We start from the raw sequence: 19,652 nt of genomic DNA, 5'->3' as shown, positions 1-19,652 counted from the left end.
ATCGGTCGAATATGCGAGACTGCGAGCCGCAACAGCAACCACAGAATTGAACAAAGGATTCACCATGTCGTTCACCAAGCTGCTCGGCGCGGGCGTCGCCGCGCTGGCATTCGGCGCAGTCCTCACCGCCGGTCCGGCGGTCGCCGAGCCGCTCACCCCCGCCCCGGTGGTCGCGCCCGGCGAGCCAGCCCCCGGCGGCGTGTCGTCGGGTAGCGCCGTCCTCGACCCGATCCTGCGCCTCCTGCGCTGCGGCTCCGCCTACAGCTGCGCCTAGATTCCCGGCGCGTAGACCGGTCGACGGCACGGGCGGGATCGGGCCCGCCCGTGCCACGCGGCGCTCATAACGTGCTGCCCCAACCGGACCCACTCGATCCAGGAGCTGTCGTGCTCGACCGCACCGCCTTCCGTGCGATCGGATTCACGGCAAGAGCGCCGCGGGATCGAGGGTGAACTCGAAAGGTGTTCGCACGGTGACCTTCTCACCGGCGGCGATCCGATGTGTCGGCTCGTAGCCGCGGTCGCCGCCGAGGGAGTGGACGAACGCCACCGGCAACGACTCACCCGGCAGTTGCCCTTTGAAGGCGTTGAGCTCGAAGCGCCAATAGTTCGGAATGCCCGCCTCGGCATAGAGGACCGGCTTCACCATCCGGTCCTGCAGTGTGGTCGACTTGGAGACCACTTCGACGGCGAGCTGAACCTGCTCGACGGGAATCCCCCGACCGTCCCAGTCGATCGGTCCGGTGACCACGATCAGATCGGGGATGGGCTCGTCCTCCCCGACCAGGACGCCGACACCGTCCAGCACCTCGAAGCCGTCCGGCTTGACGTCGTCGAGCGCGCGACCGAGCCATTTGATCAGCCACTGATGCCGCGGGCTCAGTGGCGCACCCACAACGAGCTGACCGTTCAATACCTCGTACCGAAGCCCATTCTCAGGCATGCGGTCGAGATCGGCAGCCGTCCAACCGTCGGCGCCCCGACCCCGCATCACCATGAATCACCTCCGTTGCACCGGTAGACCCATCCGTAGCGAGTCCAGCACAGGTGAGGCGGACATCGTCCGCCCCGCCCGAAAGCGCGAACCTACCGAGGGTGACATGTGGTCGGTCCGGGCCGGTGAGGGTGACCTTCAGTCCTTCGGTGAGATGGTCGAAACGACGGCCGCCACGGAAGTCCGTGGCGGCCGTCGTGGTCGAACAACCTACTCCGCGACGATGATTCGGATTTCCTCGTCGGCGGCGTCGGTGGGTTCGCCCGGCGTGACGAACCAGTGGGTGACTTCGCCGTCGGCGAGGTCGTCGGCGAGGTCGTCGGCCGTGGGGAGCACGGAGAGTGCGCCCGCGGTGGCCGTGGCGACGAACTCCCAGAGGGCGGCGCGGCCCGCGGCGGCGGTGGTGAACGTGGTCGACTCGTAGTCGATGTCGTTCTCGTCGCGGACTCGCTCGCCGAGGTCGAGCGCATCGGTCTGGCTCAGCGTGACCGGCGCGCCGTCGACCAGCTCCACGAAGGCCGGGTGCTCCTCGCCGAGCGGGCGGACCCGATCGGCGTAAGACACCGGGTGCCCCGCGGCCGCGGCCAGTTCGGTCTGGACCTGCGGATCGCTCGGCACCAGCCAGTTCACCGCGCCCGCGCCGTCCGGCGCGGCACCGATACCGAAACCGGCTCCGGCCGTGGCGATCTCGTCCGCGCTCAGACCCGAGGCGAACAGGCATGCGGCGCCCGCCTTCTGCACGGCCCAGCCTGCGACCACCGCGTCGACACCGCGCGGCAGCGCCACCGCGACGACGTCGCCCGGACCAGCGCCCCGCGCGATCAGCACCCGAGCCAGCTGCGAGGAACGCCGATCCAGCACGTGGTAGGCGATCTCGTCGCCGTCGGCGAGCAGCGCGGGCGCCTGCGGATCCGCCTCGACGACCTCGGCCAGCACCTTGGCCACGGTCCGCGCGCCGACCCGGTTCGCCGACTCCGGCACCACGGCCGCCGTGGCGACGTGCGACTCGGCGAGCAGCCGGGCCCGTTCCTCGCTGTCCAGGATGTCGATGTCGCCGACCAGCCCGGACGGGTCGCCGAGCAGCGACTCCAGCACCCGCACCAACCGGGTGGACAGCGTCTGCACCTCCTCGGCGGTGAACCGGCTGAGCAGGTACTCGAAGCTGATCTCCAGGATCGACTCGGCCGCCACCTTCAGCGACAGCGGGTAGTGCGTCGTGTTGCTGACGTCCACCCCGGTCACCGACATGCCGTCGATCGAGCTCGCCGCCGCGATCGCCTCGCGGTCGATCGGGTAGGACTCGAACACGTACAGCGTGTCGAACTGCGATCCGGCACCGGCGGCGCGTTGGATGTCGGCGAGGCCGACGTAGTGGTGATCCAGCAGATCCGCCTGCTCGCGCTGCAACTGCCGCAGCTGCTCCTCGATGGTGGCGCGATCATCGATGCGCACCCGGACGGGCAGCGTGTTGATGAACAGGCCGACCATCGATTCGACGCCGGGCAGCTCCGCGGGCCTGCCCGACACCGTGGCGCCGAAGGCCACGTCCGAGCGACCGGTGAGCCTGCCGAGCAGAATGCCCCAGGCCGCCGACACCAAGGTGTTCACCGTGATGCCGAGTTCCGCGCAGTGCTTGGTGAGCCTGCGGGTGCGGTCGGCGTCGATGTGGGTGACCAGCTTGCCGGTCCGGTAGTCCTCGGCCGAACGCGCCTGCGGGGCGAGCTCGGTCGGATCGTCGAGACCGTCGAACGCGCGCGCCCAGGTCCGCAGCGAGGCGTCCAGGTCGCGGCCGGCCAGCCACTCCAGGAACGTCCGGTAGGACGCGACCTCCGGCAGCGCCGAGGCGTCGCCGCGCAGCGCGTACAGCACAAGCAGGTCCTGCATCAGCAGCGGCATCGACCAGCCGTCCAACAGCACGTGGTGGGTGCTGATGACCAGGTGCCAGTGGTCGGCGGCGGTGCGGTACAGGCCGTAGCGCACCAGCGGCGGCACGGCCATGTCGAACCGCTGCGCCAGGTCCTCGGCAAGCCGCTTGCGCAGTTCCGCGTCCCGCTCGTCCTCCGGCAGCCCGGTGAGATCGACTGTGCGCCAAGGCACCTCGATCCGATCCATGGCGATCTGCACGGACTGGCCCGCGGCGTCGGTGACGAACGCGGTGCGCAGGTTCGGGTAGCGGTCGAGCAGCGCCTGCGCCGAGGCGTGCAGCCGCTCGGCGTCCACCTCGCCGGTGAGCTCGATGACGGCCTGCATGTTGTAGACGTCCACGGTGGTCGTGGTCATCTGCGCGTGGAAGAGCAGACCGGACTGCAGCGGCGTGAGCGGCCACACCTCGGTGAGGCCGGGGTAGGTCCGCTCCCACAGCTCGATGTCGGCCTGACCGACCTGCACCAGCGGCATGTCGGACGGCGTGTGGCCGCCCGCACTCGGCCGACGCACGTGCGTGGCCAGCGCGGTCAGCGCGGACACCCAGAGCTCGCCGAGTTCGCCGACCCGCTCGGCCGTGAGCAGACCGGTCGGGAAGGCGAACGACGCGACGAGTTCACCGTCGAGCACCATCGCCTCGACGTCGAGCGCCGCGTCCGCGGGCCGCTCGTCGTCGGCGACGGTCACGATCTCGGCGGGCAGCTCACCCAGGTAGCGGAAGCCGACCTGCGCGGCATCGGCCAGTCCGAGCAGACCGTGGCCTCGTCCATGATCGGGCACGGCGAGCAGCTGCTCCTTGACCGATTTCACGATGCGGCCCAAGGCGTTTCCGCCCGCGAACGCGTCGTCGAGGTCGGTGCCGTCGAGGTCGATCCGCACCGGATGGGCGAGGTCGAACCAGCCGAGCGTGCGCGCCAGCTCAGTGCCACGGGCGGCCCGTGCGGCGCGGCCGTCGCCCGCGCGACGGATCAGCGCGGCGGTGCCGTGCTGTTCGCCGCGCCAGCGCACCAACGCCATGGCCAGGGCCGCGAACAGGCCGTCGGCCGCCGCGCCGTGGTAGCGGGCGGGGACCGTGCTCAGCACCGCCTCGGTGACCTCGGCGGGCACGGTGACCCGCACCCGGTCCACGGTGGCCGCCGTGTCGGTAGCCGGATCGAGCGCCCGCGCACCGAGCTGCGGCTCGGTGGTCGCCGAGATCTCCTGCCAGAACGGCAGTTCCGACTCGTGCGCGGCGGCTTCGTCGTTGGCCACGCTGTGCGCCCAGCGCCGCAGCGTGGTGCCGACGGGGGGCAGCTCGAGCGGCGCGTCGACGCCGAGCTGCTCGGTCGCGGTGGTCAGCTCGCCGAGCAGAATCCGCCACGACCGCGCGTCCATCGCGAAACGGTGTGCCACGACCAGCAATTCGTCGGGACGGTTGTCGGCGAAGGTGAACAGCACGAACTGCGCCGTCACACCGTCGGCCGGATCGAGTCGATCGACCGCCGCGGCGCGCTCGGCCGCGAGCAGGTCGGCCAAGTCGGCGCCCTTCTCGACGCGGACCTCGCTGACCAGCGACTCCACCTCGACGCGGTCGACGGCCTCGAACACCCAGCCGTCACCGTCGGCGCGCAGCTTCGTGCGCAGCGCGTCGTGCCGGTCGAACAGGGCCTCGAGCGCGTCGAGCAGCGTGTACCAGTCGAGCGCGGTGGGCAGCGGCAGCAGCGCGGACTGCGCGTACCGCTGGAACGGCGCACCGCCGGCCAGCGCCGCGGCGACGGCGGGCGGCAGCGGCATCTCGCCGACACCGCCGCCGGGCAGTTCGGCGGGCTGCTCCCGCTCGGCCTGCGTCGCGGTGGCGATGGCCGCCAGCGCGGCGACGCTGCGCTGATCGAACACGTCGCGCACGCTGAACTCGACGCCGAGCGCCTTCGCCCGCGAGACCAGCTGGATCGACAGGATGCTGTTGCCGCCGAGCGCGAAGAAGTCGTCGTCGGCGCCGATGAGCTCGACGTCGAGCACGTCGGCGAACACGCCGGCCACGATCTGCTCGGCCGGGGTCACCGGCGCGCGGAACGCCGCCTTCTCGAAGGTCGGCTGCGGCAGCGCGTTGCGGTCCAGCTTGCCGTTCGCGTTGAGCGGCAAGGCGTCCAGCGCCATGAAGGCGCTCGGCACCATGTAGGACGGCAGCTCCGCCGCGAGCGCGGACTGCAGCTTGCGCTTGTCCAGTTCGCCGGTCTCCGGGTCGATTCCGGCCGCCGACGGCACGACGTAGGCGACGAGCCGATCGCCGAGACCGGGATCGTTGTGCGCGAGCACCGCCGCGGCGGCGATCGCGTCCTGCCGCAGCAGCGCGGCCTCGATCTCGCCGAGCTCGATGCGGAAGCCGCGGATCTTCACCTGGAAGTCGGTGCGGCCCCGGTATTCCAGTTCGCCGTCGGCGTTCCAGGCGACAAGGTCACCGGTGCGGTACATCCGCGCACCCGGCTCGCCGAAGGGGTTCGCGACGAACCGTTCCGCGGAGAGATGGGGGCGTGCGAAGTAGCCGCGCGCCAATTGCGCACCGGCCAAGTACAACTCGCCGGAGACGCCGACCGGAACCGGACGCAGGCGCGAATCCAGCACGTACACCTGGCTGTTCCACTCCGGCGCGCCGATGGAGACCGAGTGCTCGTCGGCATCGGTCACGGCGTGGTTGGTGATCGACACCGCCGCCTCGGTCGGACCGTACAGGTTGAACAGCCCGGCCGCGTTGCCGCGCCGGAACTTCTGCGCGGTCACCGCGGGCAGCGCCTCACCGATGGCGAGGATGCGCCGCAGCGAATGCGGCATGCGGCCTTCGGATTCGGTGAGCAGCGCGTCCAGCATCGACGGAACCACATGCAACGTGGTCACACCCGTCGAACGCATCAACGCGTTCAAGTACGCCGGATCGCGATGCCCGTCGGCCGTGGCGATCACCAAACGACCACCACTGACCGCCGCCGACCAGAACTCCCACACCGACAAGTCGAACGTCGCCGCCGTCTTCAGCAACACCACGTTCTCACTGTCGAGACCGAACTCGTCCGACTTCCACAACAACTGGTTCACGATCGCCGCGTGCGGCACCGCCACACCCTTGGGCTGACCCGTCGAACCCGACGTGAAGATCACATACGCCGTATTCGCCGAAACCAGAACACCATTGCGCTCGGAAGCCGCGATCGGCGCGTCCGAGTACCCGGACAGATCCAGCTCATCGATCGCGACGGTCTGCGCCGCCTCGGTCTCGAACGCGTCCCGCGAGGTGGTCAGCACGCACACCGGCGCGGCCGTGCCGAGGATGTAGTCGACACGATCCACCGGCTGATCCGGATCGATCGGCACGTACGCCGCACCGGCCTTGGCCACCGCGTACATCGCGATCACCAAATCCGCCGAACGACGAATGGCCAACGCCACCCGATCCTCCGGACCCACACCACGACCGATCAAGTACCGCGCCAACCGGTTCACCCGAGCGTCCAGCTCGGCGTAGGTCAGCTGGGTCCGCTCGCCGGACGCCGTGTCGGCGACCAGCGCGACGGTGCCCGGCGCGGCCTCGGCCACCGCGGCGTCGAGCAGCGACACCAGCGTGGCGTCGGTGTCGACGGGACGCGCGGTGTCGTTCCACTTGCTCAGGATCCGTTCGGTTTCCGCGTCGGCGAGCAGGTCGATCTCGCCGACCGGGACCGTCACGTCGGCGATCACCGCGTCGAGCACCCGCACGAACCGGTCCGCGAAGCCCTGGACGGTGGCCTCGTCGAACAGGTCGGTGGCGTAACCGAATTCGGTGATGATCTCGGCCGGGGTGCCGTCGTCGGCGTACCGGTCGTAGAGCGTCACGTGCAGGTCGGTCTTGGCCAGCTGCGAGTTGAAGTTGACCGCGCTCACCTGGAGCCCGGGCAGCGTCAACGTGGTCTCGGCCAGGTTCTGGAAGGACAGACCGATCTGGAACAGCGGGTTGCGCGCGGTGGAGCGCTCCGGGTTCAGCACCTCGACGAGGCGCTCGAACGGAACGTCGGCGTTGGCGAACGCCTCCAGGTCGCGTTCGCGCACGTCGGCGAGCAGGTCGGCGAACCGGTCGCCCGGTCGCACGCCGGTGCGGAACACCAGCGTGTTGACGAACATGCCGATCAGGTCGTCGAGTTCGCGCTCACCGCGACCCGCGATCGGCGTGCCGACCGCGATGTCCTCGGTGCCGGAGAGCCGCGCGAGCAGCACCGCGAGCGCCGCGTGCACGACCATGAACAGCGAGGCGTTGTTGGCGCGCGCCAATTCCGCCAGCTCGGCGTGCCGCTGCGGCGAGAGCTCGAAGCGCAGCGCCTTGCCGTGGAACGACTGCGCGGGCGGGCGCGGCCGGTCCGCTGGCAGCTCCAGCTGATCGGGCAGCCCGGCCAGCGCCTGCTTCCAGTAGGCGACCTGGCGTGCGGCCACCGACTCCGGATCGTCCTCGGAGCCGAGCACCGCGCGCTGCCACAGCGCGTAGTCGGCGTACTGCACCGGCAGCGGCGTCCACTGCGGTGCGTCGCCCGCGACCCTGGCCACGTAGGCCGCCATCAGGTCGCGAGCCAGCGGACCCATCGACGCGCCGTCCGCCGACACGTGGTGCACCACGAACGCGATCACGTGCTCCTGCTCCGAGATTCGGAACAGCGCGACCGCGAGCGGCACCTCGGTGGTGACGTCGAAGGTGGTCATGGCGAACGCGATGACCCGCCCGATCAACTCGGACTCGTCGATCTGAACCGGATCCAGCTGCGGCGGGTTCGCGGGCAGGATCACCTGGTGCGGACCGTCCGCCGAGCTCGGGTAGATGGTGCGCAGCACCTCGTGGCGGGCGAACACGTCGCCGATCGCCTGCTCGAGCGCCCGCACGTCGAGCGCGCCGGAGAGCCGGACGGCAAGCGGGATGTTGTCCACCGCCGAAGTGGCCGTGTCGAACTGGTTGAGGAACCAGTACCGCGCCTGCGCGGGCGAGAGCGGAATCCGCTCCGGCCGTTCGGCGGCGGTCAGTTCCGGACGCGACCGGCCGGAGCCCGCGATGCGCTCCACCCGGATCGCCAGCGCGGCGACGGTGGACGCCTCGAACAGGTCGCGCACCGCGAGCTGGGTGTCCAGCGCCGCGCCGAGGCGCGCCGTCACCTGGGTGGCGACCAGCGAGTTGCCGCCCAGCTCGAAGAAGTCGTCGTCCAGGCCGACGCGTGCCACGCCGAGGACGTCGCCGAAGGTGTTGGCGACGATCTCCTCGATCGGCGTCGAGGGGGCGCGGAAGGCCTTGACCTCGAACACCGGCGCGGGCAGCGCCTTGCGATCCAGCTTGCCGGAGGCGTTGAGCGGGAACTCGTCGAGCACCACGAACGCCGAGGGCACCATGTACGCGGGCAGCTCGCCGCCGAGCTGGGTCCGCACGGACTCGACATCGATCGCCTGACCGGCCGCCGCGATGACGTAGCCGACCAGCTGATCACCGAGCCGCTCGTCCGAGCGCACCACCACGACCGCCTGGGCGATCGCGTCCAGCGCGGTGAGCGCGGCCTCGATCTCGCCGAGCTCGATGCGCAGACCGCGCAGCTTCACCTGGAAGTCGGTGCGGCCCAGGTATTCCAGCTCGCCCTTCTTCGTCCAGGTGACCAGGTCGCCCGTGCGGTACATCCGCTCGCCCACGGCAAAGGGGTTGGCCACGAACCGATCCGAGGTCAGGTCCGGCCGCGCCACGTAACCGCGCGCCAGCTGGACACCGGCCAGGTACAGCTCGCCCGCGACGCCGACCGGCACCGGGTGCAGGCGCGAATCCAGCACGTACACCTGGGTGTTGAACACCGGTGCGCCGATCGGCACCGACACCACGTCGTCCTCGGTGACCTCGTGATAGGTCACGTCGACCGCGGCCTCGGTGGGGCCGTACAGGTTGTGCAGGCGTGCGCCGGTCAGCTCCTGGAGACGCTGCGCCGTCACCGCGGGCAGCGCCTCGCCGGAGGCGAAGACGTTGCGCAGGCTGGTGCATTCGTCCGCGCGCTCCTCGGCGACGAACACCGACATCATCGACGGCACGAAGTGCGCCGTGGTGACCCGCTCGCGCTTGATCACCTCGACCAAGTAGCCGGGATCGCGGTGGCCGTCCGGTTTGGCGACCACAAGGCGCGCGCCGATCTGCAAGGGCCAGAAGAACTCCCACACCGACACGTCGAACGTCGCCGGGGTCTTCTGCAACACCACGTCGGTGCCGTCCAGCCCGTACTCGGACTGCATCCACACCAGGCGGTTGACGATCGCGTCGTGCGCGACGCCGACACCCTTCGGACGACCCGTCGAGCCGGACGTGAAGATCACGTACGCGGTGTTCGACGGACGCAGCGGCGCGCGCCGCTCGGCGTCCGACACGGGGGCGTCGTCGTAGGACGACACATCGAGCGTGTCGATCTCCAGCGCGGTGACCGAGCCGGAGTCGAAGCCGTCCCGCGAGGTGGTCAGCACGCACACCGGCTCGGCGAGGTCGAGCACGTAGTGGGTGCGCTCGGCCGGGTGATCCGGATCCAGCGGCACGTACGCACCGCCCGCGACGCTCACCGCGTACATGCCGACGACCAGGTCCAGCGAGCGGCGCATGCCGAGCGCGACCAGCGTGTCCGGTCCGACACCCGAGGCGATCAGGTGCCGCGCCAAACGGTGCACGCGAGAAGCGAATTCGGCGTAGGAGAGACTCGTCCCCTCGAATGTCAGCGCGATCGCGTCCGGTGTCCGCGCCGCCTGCGCCTCGAACATCGACACCAGGGTCGCGTCCCTGTCGACCCGGTGCGCCGTGTCGTTCCAGGTCCGCACCACGGTGGCGCGCTCGCTCGCGTCCAGCAGGTCGACGTCGCCGAGCACCACGGCCGGGTCCGCGACCACGGCGTCCAGCATCCGCACCAGACGCTCGGCGAACGAGGCCACGGTCGTGCCGTCGAACATGTCGGTGGCGTAGGCGATCTCGGCCTTCATGCCCTCGGCGGCGGTGCCGGTGAAGTTCAGGTGCAGATCGAACTTCGCGGTCACCACGTCCAGCGGCACGCCAGAGACCTCGAGGCCGGGCAGCTCGAAGGTGGTCTCGCCGGTGTTCTGGAACGAGAGCATCACCTGGAACAGAGGGTGCCGCGCCTGCGAACGCGCCGGGTTCAGCAGCTCGACGAGCCGCTCGAAGGGCAGGTCCGCGTGGCCGAACGCGGCGAGGTCGGTTTCCCTTGTCCGCGTGAGGAATTCGGCGAACGGCTGGGCCGGGTCGACGGCGCTGCGCAGCACGAGCGTGTTGACGAACATGCCGATGGCGTCGTCGAGCACGGCCTCGCCGCGGCCGGCGACCACGGTGCCGATGGCGATGTCGTCGCTGCCGGACAGACGTCCCAGCAGCGCAGCGAACGCCGCGTGCACCACCATGAACAAGCTCGCGCCGTGCTCGCGCGCCAGCGCCTCGGCGGCCTGCGCGAGTTCGGCGGAGAGCTCGAACTCGTAGACCCCGCCGCGGTTGGACGCGACGGCCGGACGCTTGCGGTCCGACGGCAGGTCGAGCTGGTCCGGCAGACCGGCCAGGTTCTGCGACCAGTACGCGACCTGCGCCGCGATCAGCGAGTCCGGATCGTCCTCGGAGCCGAGCGTCTCGCGCTGCCACAGCGCGTAGTCGGCGTACTGCACCGGCAGCGGCGCCCAGCCCGGCGCCTCGCCGCGCGAGCGCGCCGCGTAGGCGACCATGACGTCGCGGGCCAGCGGGCCGACCGACCAGCCGTCACCCGAGACGTGGTGCACCACGAAGACAAGCACGTGGGTGTCCGGCTGGGAGCCGTCCATCGAACCGGCGATACGGAACAGCGCGGCGCGCACCGGCACGGCGGCGGTGACGTCGAATCCGGTGAGCACCAGCTCGCCGATGCGCTCCTGAATCTCGGTCTCCGACACCACGATCGGCGTCAGGTCCAGGTTCTCCTGGCCCGCGGGCATGACGACCTGCACGCCCTGGCCGTCGGCGGTCTCCGGGTAGACGGTGCGCAGCACCTCGTGCCGGTCGACCACGTCGGCGACCGCCCTGCGCAGCGCGTCGGTGTCCAACGCGCCGGTGAGCCGCACCGCGAGCGGGATGTTGTTGACCGCGGTCTGGTTGTCGAAGCGGTTGAGGAACCACATCCGCTGCTGCGCGAGCGACAGCGGAATCCGCTCCGGTCGCGGGCCGGCGACCAGTTCGCGCCTGCGTCCGCTGCCCGCCTTCGCCGCGGTCCGCGCGGCGAGCGCGGCCACCGTGGGCGCCTCGAACAGCTCGCGCACGGCGAGGTCGGCATCGACCGCCTCGTTGATCCGCGCGACGACGCGGGTGGCCAGCAGCGAGTTGCCGCCGAGCGCGAAGAAGTCGTCATCCAGACCGACTTCCTCGACGCCGAGCAGCTCGGCGAACACCGTCGCGACGGCCTGCTCGATCGGCGTGCTCGGCGCGCGGAAGGCCGCGGTGCTGACGAACTCCGGCTCCGGCAGCGCGCGCCGGTCCAGCTTGCCGTTCGGGGTGAGCGGCAGGGTGTCGAGCACGACGATGGCGTCCGGGACCATGTACGCGGTCAGGAACTCCGCGACCGCCTCGCGCAGCGCGACCGGGTCGACCGCGGTGCCGGTCTCGGGCACCACGTAACCGACGAGGCGGTCGCCGGCGTGCTCGTCGGCGCGGACCATGACCACCGCCTGGCGCACGCCATCGCAACGCACCAGCGCCGACTCGATCTCGCCGAGCTCGATGCGGAAGCCGCGCAGCTGCACCTGCTGGTCGCTGCGGCCCGCGTACTCCAGGTTGGCCGAGTCGCCGGCGCCGAACCAGCGGCCCACGTCACCCGAGCGGTACATCCGGGAACCGGGCTCCCCGAAGGGGTTGGCCACGAAGCGGGTCGCCGCGAGGCCTGGCCTGCCGAGGTAGCCGCGCGCCAGCTGCGCGCCGGTCACGTAGATCTCGCCCGCGACGCCGACCGGCGCGGGGGCCAGCCGGTTGTCGAGCACGAAGGCGCTCAGGCCGGGCAGGGCGCGGCCGATGACGCTGGCCGGGTTGTCGACGTCGTGGTCGTCCAGTGCGAGGAACGACACGTGCACCGTGGTCTCGGTGATGCCGTACATGTTGACCAGGCGCGGCGCGTCCGCCGGATGGCGCTCGTACCAGCGGCGCAGCTGCCGCAGATCGAGCGCCTCACCGCCGAAGATCACGTGGCGCAGCGCGAATTCGCCGTTGTCGTCGGCGGCGTTCGCCGCACGGTCGGCCTCCACCAGCTGATAGAACGCCGACGGCGTCTGGTTCAGCACGGTGACTCGGTCGCGAACAAGCAACTCGCGGAACAGCTCCGGCGAACGCGAGGTCAGGTAGTCGACCACGACCACCGAACCGCCGTAGGCCAGCGCGCACCACAGTTCCCACACCGAGAAGTCGAAGGCGAACGAGTGGAACAGCGTCCACACGTCGGACTCGTCGAAGCCGAACAGCGGCTGGGTGTTGGCGAACAGCTCCACCGCGTTGCGGTGCGAGACGCCGACGCCCTTGGGCACACCGGTCGAACCGGAGGTGTAGATGACGTAGGCGAGGTTGTCTTGGCGCAGCGGCGCGATGCGGTCGGCATCGGTGACCGGCGCGTCGGACTCGTCCGCGGTCCGCTCGACCAGCAGCAGCGGAATATCGCCCGCCGGAACGGCTTCCGCGTCCGCCGCGGTGGTCAGCACGCACACCGGCGCCGCGTCGGCGAGGGTGAACTCGAGCCGCTGCACCGGGTAGGTGGTGTCGATCGGCACGTAGGCGGCGCCGGACAGCAGTACCGCGTACAGCGCGATCGGCAGTTCCTCGGTGCGCGAAACAGCCACGGCGACCTTGGATTCCGGCCCGACACCGAGTCCGATGAGCGCGCGCGCGATCCGGTTGGCCCTGCGCTCGAACTCGCCGAAGGAGACCGTGGTCTCGCCGAAGCGAATCGCCGTGGCGTCCGGACGACGCCGCGCCTGCGCACCGATCAGGTCGACCAGGGTCGCCGCGGGCGCCTCGACGCCCTCGGTGTTCCATTCGCGCAGCACCAGTTCGCGCTCGCCGGGGGCGAGCAGGTCGATATCGCCGACGACGACGCTCGCGTCGGCCGAGACCGCGCCGAGCACGCGCAGCAGGCGATCCGCGAACCCGCGGACCGTGCTCGCGTCGAAAAGGTCGGTCGCGAAGCTGAATTCGGCCGACATGCCCTGCGGTCCGCCGTCCGCGCCGAGCTTCTCCTCGAGCGTCAGCTGGAGGTCGAACTTGGCAAGCGGCACCGCCATGTCCACGCCAGACACCGTCAGGCCGGGCAGTTCCAGCGCGGTCGGCGCGGTGTTCTGGAAGGTCAGCGCGACCTGGAACAGCGGGTGCCTGCCCGGCGAACGCACCGGGTCCAGCACCTCGACGAGGCGCTCGAACGGCACGTCGGCGTGACCGAAGGCGTCCACGTCGACCCGCCGCACGGTGCGCAGCAGTTCCTCGAACGCGACGCCGGGCTCGATCTCGGTGCGCAGCACGAGGGTGTTGACGAACATGCCGATCAGATCGTCGAGCGCGCGCTCGCCGCGGCCCGCGATCGGGGTGCCGATGGCGATGTCCGACGTGCTGGACAGGCGCGCGAGCAGCACCGCGAGCGCGGCGTGCACAACCATGAACAGCGTCGAATTGTGCTGCTGTGCCAGCGCCCGCAGGGCCGCGTGCACCTCGGGGTCCACGGTGAAGGCCACCGTGTCGCCGCGGTTGGAGGCGGTCGCGGGCCGCGGGCGATCGGCGGGCAGATCCAATTGCTCGACCAGCCCGGCCAATTCGTTCTTCCAGAACTCGATCTGACCGGAGATCAGCGAATCCGGGTCGTCCTCGGCACCGAGCACCGCGCGCTGCCACAGCGCGTAGTCGGCGTACTGCACCTCAAGCGGACGCCACGCGGGCTCGTCGCCGTCCACGCGCGCGCTGTAGGCGATCATCACGTCCCTGGTCAGCGGGCCCATGGAGAACCCGTCGGCCGAGATGTGGTGCACCACCAGCGCGAGCACGTGCTCGGTGGGGCTGATCTCGAACAGGCTGGCCCGGAACGGCACCTCGGCGGTGACGTCGAAGGCGGTCAGCACGACCTCGGAAAGGCGCTGCGGCAGTTCGGCTTCGGTGATGTCGATCGGCGACAGATCCGGGATCACCTGCGCGGTCGGCACGATCTGCTGGTAGCCGACGCCACCGATCTCGGGGTAGTAGGTGCGCAGCGACTCGTGCCGGGCCAGCACGTCGGCGACGGCGACCTGGAGCGCCTGCCGGTCGAGCAGACCCGACAGCCGCACCGCGGCCGGAATGTTGTCGGCCGCGGCCGCCGCGGCGTGTTGGGTTCCGCCGCCCATGTTGAACCGGTTGAGGAACCACATGCGCTGCTGGGCCAGCGAGAGCGGCAGCCGCTCGGGCCGCCGCTGCGCGACCAGCGCCGCCCGCGCGCCCGCGCCCGCCTTCGACTCGGTGCGAGCCGCGAGCGCCGCCACGGTGGAGGCCTCGAACAGCTCGCGCACGCCGAGTTCGGTCTCCAGCGCCGCGGACAGCCGCGCCGCCACCTGGGTGGCGCTGAGCGAGTTGCCGCCGAGTGCGAAGAAGTCGTCGTCCAGGCCGACCCGGTCCAGGCCGAGCACGTCGGCGAAGGTGCGCGCGACGATCTCCTCCACCGGCGTGGTCGGCGCGCGGAACACCGCGGCCTCGAACACCGGCGCCGGCAGCGCCTTGCGGTCCAGCTTGCCAGAGGCGTTGAGCGGGAACTCGTCGAGCACAACGACCAGCGCGGGGACCATGTAGGCGGGCAGCTGCCTGCCGAGGTCCTCGCGCACCACGTCGCCGTCGACGCGCGCGTTCGGCGCGGCAACGACGTAGGCCACCAGCTGATCGCCGGTGCGCTGATCGCCGCGCACCACGACCACCGACTGCGCGATCTCGTCCAGCGCGGTGAGCGCTTGCTCGATCTCGCCGAGCTCGATGCGCAGACCGCGCAGCTTCACCTGGAAGTCGGTGCGGCCGAAGTACTCCAGCTCGCCGTCGGCGGTCCAGGCCACCAGGTCGCCGGTGCGGTACATGCGCTGTCCGTCGGCGAACGGGTTGGCCACGAAGCGATCCGCGGTCAAGTCCGGACGCGCCACATAGCCGCGCGCCAGCTGGGTGCCCGCGAGGTACAGCTCACCCGCGACACCCACCGGTGCGGGCCGCAGCCGCGAATCAAGCACGTACACCTGGGTGTTGAACACCGGGGCGCCGATCGGCACGGTGTCGGTGTCGGCCTCGGTCACCCGGTGATAGGTGACGTCGACCGCGGCCTCGGTCGGGCCGTACAGGTTGTGCAGTTGCGCGCCGGTCAGCTCGCGCAGGCGGTGCGCCGGCTTGGGCGGCAGCGCCTCACCGGAGGCGAACACCATGCGCAGCGTGCCGCAGCGGGCCGCGGCCGCGTCGGCAACGAACACCGCGAGCATGGACGGCACGAAGTGGGTGACGGTGACCCGCTCGGTCGCGATGACCTCGGCCAGGTAGGCCGGATCGCGGTGGCCGTCTGGGCGCGCGACGACCAACCGGGCGCCGATCTGCAAGGGCCAGAAGAACTCCCACACCGACACGTCGAAGGTCGCGGGCGTCTTCTGCAAGACCGCGTCGGACTCGGTGAGCCCGTACTCGGACTGCATCCACACCAGGCGGTTGACGATCGCCGCGTGCGAGACCGCGACACCCTTCGGTCGGCCAGTCGAGCCGGACGTGAAGATCACGTACGCGGTGTTCGACGGACGCAGCGGGGCCCGGCGATCGGCGTCGGTCACCGGCGCCTCGGACACGCCGGACAGGTCGAGCAGATCGATGCGCACCTGCGCGGTGTCGATCTCCAGGTCGCTGCCCGAGGTCAGCACACACACCGGATCGGCCGTGGCCAGAATGTATTCCGTGCGCTCGGCCGGGTGATCCGGGTCGAGCGGCACGTACGCGCCGCCCGCGACGGTGACGGCGTACATCCCGACGACCAGGTCGATCGAGCGCCGCATGCCGAGCGCCACCGAGGACTCCGGGCCGACGCCGCGTTCGATGAGCCAGCGCGCCAGGCGATAGACCCGTCCCGCGAACTCGTCGTAAGTAAGACTCGTCCCTTCGAAGGTGAGAGCGGTCGCGTTGGACGTCTTCGCCAGCTGCGCTTCGAACTTCGACACCAGCGTCGCCGCCGCGTCGACCTCGTGCGCGGTCTCGTTCCAGCCGGACACCACGAGCTCGCGCTCGGCGGTGTCGAGCAGCTCGATATCGCCAACGGCCACAGCGGGATCGGCGGTGATGGCCGCGAGCACGCGGACCAGGCGGTCGGCGATGCGGCGCACCGTCGGCTCGTCGAACAGGTCGCGCAGGTAACCCGCGCGGATGCGCAGGCGCGAATCCAGCTGGGCGATCAGCGTAAGCGGGTAGTGCGTCGCGTCGGCCGCTTCCAGGTCGGCCACGGCCATGCCGTCGATATCGGCGGCCTGCGCGCGCAGACCGTCGGCATCCACCGGGTAGGACTCGAACACCACGAGGGTGTCGAACAGGCCACCGACGCCGGCGGCGGACTGGATGTCGGCCAGGCCGATGTAGTGGTGGTCGAGCAGGTCGGCCTGCTCGCCCTGGGTGCGGGTCAGCAGGTCGCGCGCGGACTCCGCGGGATCGAAGCGCACCCGCACCGGAACGGTGTTGATGAACAGACCCACCATGGATTCCACGCCGGACAGCTGGGCCGGGCGGCCGGAGACCGTGGTGCCGAACAGCACGTCCTCGGTTCCGGTCATGCCGCCGACCAGGATGCTCCACGCCACCTGGAGCACCGTGTTCGGCGTGACGCCGAGCGAGCTGGCCAGCGCGGTCAGGCGCGCGGTCGCCGCCTCGTCGAGGTCGAACAGGTACTCACCGGAGAGCGCGGTGATCTCGCGACCCGCGTCGGGACGCGCGAGCAGGGTCGGCTCGCTCACCCCGCGCAGCGCGGTGGTCCACGCGGCCAGCGAGGCCGAATGGTCTTGGCGCGCGGTCCATTCCAGGAAGTGCCGGTAGGAGCGCACCGCGGGCAGCGCGCTGGCGTCGGCGTGCACCGCGTAGAGCACGATCAGGTCGCGCATCAGCAGCGGCATCGACCAGCCGTCGAGCAGGATGTGGTGGTTGGACACCACGAACTGCCAGCGGTCGGGCGCCACCTGGATCAGCGTGAAGCGGATCAGCGGCGGCGCGGTGAGGTCGAACCGCCGCATGCGGTCGGCCTCGATCAGGTCGGCGGCCGAACCGGTCTCGGTCCGGTCGTGCTCGGCCCACGCGACGCGCACGCTGTCGAGCACCACCTGCACAGGGTTGCCGTCGGTGTCGCTGACGAACGCGGTGCGCAGGTTCTCGTAGCGGTCCACCAACGCCTGCGCGGCCGCCCGCAGCCGGGCCGCGTCGACCCGGCCGGTGAGGGTGAGCACCGCCTGCGCGGTGTAGACGTCCACCGAACTCGCGGCGAGGCGGGCGTGGAAGAGCAGACCCGCTTGCAGCGCCGAGAGCGGCCAGACGTCGGCCAGCGCCGGGAAGCGCCGTTCCCAGCCCTCGATGTCGCGCTGGCTCGCGCGCACCAGGGCGAAGTCGGACGGGGTGTGCCCGCCCGCTCCTGTCGAATTCGCGTGCCGGGCAACGGCGTCCAGCGCGGTGGTCCACAGCTCGGCGAACTCGCGCACCTCGGCGGCGTCGAGCAGCGTCGACGGGTAGCCGATGTTCGCGGTCAGCTTGTCGCCGACCACGATCGCGTTGACGTCCAGCGGCGCCATCGCGGGCATATCGGCGTCGTAGGCGCCGCCGAGCGCGCCGAGTTCCGGCGCGGGGGTCCAGCCGAAGCCACGCAGTTGCTCGGGCACGTCGCTGTCGGAGACGCGGCCCAGGTAGTTGAAGCTGACCTGGCCGGGCAGCTGCGCGGGCAGCTCCGCGGCGGTGCGCCGGTTGAGGTAGCGCAGCAGGCCGTAGCCGATGCCCTTGTCCGGCACCGCGAGCAGCTGCTCCTTGACCGCCTTGACGGCTGCCGACAGCGCGGGACCGCCCGCGAGCGCGGCGTCCACGTCGACGCCGGTCAGGTCCAGCCGCACCGGGAAGATGGCGGTGAACCAGCCGACGGTGCGGGACAGGTCGGCGCCGGGGACGACGTCTTCCTCGCGGCCGTGGCCTTCCAGGCGGATCAGCAGCGCGTCGTCGGTGCGCGCGCCCGCGCGGACGGCTCGCCACTTCGCGGTCGCCAGCGCGAGCGCGGTGAGCAGGCCGTCGTTCACGCCGCCGTGGAACAGCGCGGGCACCGTGGTGAGCAGCGCCTTGGTGGTCTCGGCGGAAACCTCGACCTGAACCTTCTCGATCGCGCCAGAGACGTCGACCGCGGGATCCATCGGACGCGCGGTCAGCAGCGGATCCGGGGTGTCGGTCACCGTACGCCAGTAGGCGAGTTCGCCCACCCGCGAAGCACTTTCGGCCTCGCGCTGCAACGCGTGTGCCCAAGCCCGCATCGACGTGGCAGGGGCGACCACCTCGGGCCGCTGTCCTGCGGTGAGCTGGCCCCATGCCGCGACGAAGTCCGGCACCAGGATGCGCCAGGAGACGCCGTCCACGACCAGGTGGTGGGCGACCACGATCAGGCGGCCCATCCGGCCGCCCTCCGCGGGATCGAGCCACACGAACCGCACCACGACACCGGCCGCCGGGTCGAGCCGGTCCAGCGCGGAATCCAGTGCGGCGGTGGCGATGTCGAGCAGATCGGCGTCGGTGACCGCGGCCGGGAACTCGACGCGCTCGATCAGCGCGTCCACGTCGACGGCGCCGGGCTCGGCGGTCCGCACCACCCAGTCGTCGCCCTCGCGGGACAGCCGCGCGCGCAGCATGTCGTGCCGGTCGATCACCGCGCCGACGGTCGTCGCGATGCCCGCGCGGTCGATGCCGAGCGGCAGCTCCAGCGCGAGGGTCTGGTTGAACCGGCCGAAGGAGCCGGGGCGCTCGGCCATGAACCGCACCACCGGAGTGAGCGGCATGTCACCGACACCACCGCCGGGCAGTTCGGCGAGCGCGGCGACGGCGGGCGCCGAAGCGTCGGCGGTCTCGGCGACCGAGGCCAGACCCGCGACGGTCTTCTGCTCGAACACGTGCCGCGGCGTGAACACCACGCCGCGCGCCTTGGCCCGCGAGACCAGCTGAATCGAGACGATGCTGTCGCCGCCGAGCGCGAAGAACGAGTCGTCGACGCCGACCCGCTGCACACCGAGCACCTCGGCGAACACCTCGGCGATGATCTGCTCGACCGGCGTGCGGGCGGCGCGGAACACCACCTCGGTCGCGAACACCGGCTCCGGCAGCGCCTTGCGGTCCAGCTTGCCGACCGGGGTCAGCGGCACCCGGTCGATCACCATGATCGACGAGGGCACCATGTAGGCGGGCAGCCGGTCCTCGACGTGCGCGGTGAGGGCCGCGATGTCGATGGAATGTCCTTGTGCGGCAACCACATACGACACCAGCGACACCGCGCCAGCGGCGTTCTTGTGGCCGATGGTGACCGCGAAGTCGACGGTCTCGTGCGCCGCGAGGGCGGCGTCGATCTCGCCGAGCTCGATGCGGAAACCGCGGACCTTCACCTGGAAGTCGGAACGGCCCACGTACTCGACCTCCCCGGTGCGGGTCCAACGGACCACGTCACCGGTGCGGTACATGCGCTCGCCGTCGACGTACGGG

The 19,652-nt window shown here is 70.9% G+C and carries 3 protein-coding genes (1 of these 3 running past the window's edge); 1 reads left to right on the top strand and 2 read right to left on the bottom strand.

The features are described 5' to 3' along the window. Positions 1-64: 64 nt before the first annotated feature. The gene (locus NAM01S_RS12540; RefSeq protein ID WP_067784145.1) at positions 65-274 is read left to right on the top strand and encodes a hypothetical protein; all 210 of its coding nucleotides are present in this window, start codon (positions 65-67) and stop codon (positions 272-274) included. Between the two features lie 144 nt (positions 275-418). Here the strand turns inward: NAM01S_RS12540 and NAM01S_RS12535 are convergent, their stop codons facing one another. After that, positions 419-988: a Uma2 family endonuclease gene (locus tag NAM01S_RS12535; RefSeq protein WP_255284305.1), complete on the bottom strand. Its 570-nt coding sequence runs from the start codon at positions 986-988 to the stop codon at positions 419-421. A gap of 213 nt (positions 989-1,201) precedes the next feature. Continuing rightward, positions 1,202-19,652: the end of a non-ribosomal peptide synthetase gene (locus NAM01S_RS12530; protein ID WP_067784141.1), read on the bottom strand. It continues 18,671 nt past the right edge of the window; the window shows 18,451 of its 37,122 coding nt (coding positions 18,672-37,122); its start codon lies beyond the right edge, outside the window; it ends in the stop codon at positions 1,202-1,204.

The organism is Nocardia amikacinitolerans NBRC 108937, assembly GCF_001612615.1.
GTDB lineage: Bacteria > Actinomycetota > Actinomycetes > Mycobacteriales > Mycobacteriaceae > Nocardia > Nocardia amikacinitolerans.
Note: the sequence above shows the minus strand (reverse complement) of the source record. Positions and strands in the feature narration are given on the sequence as shown.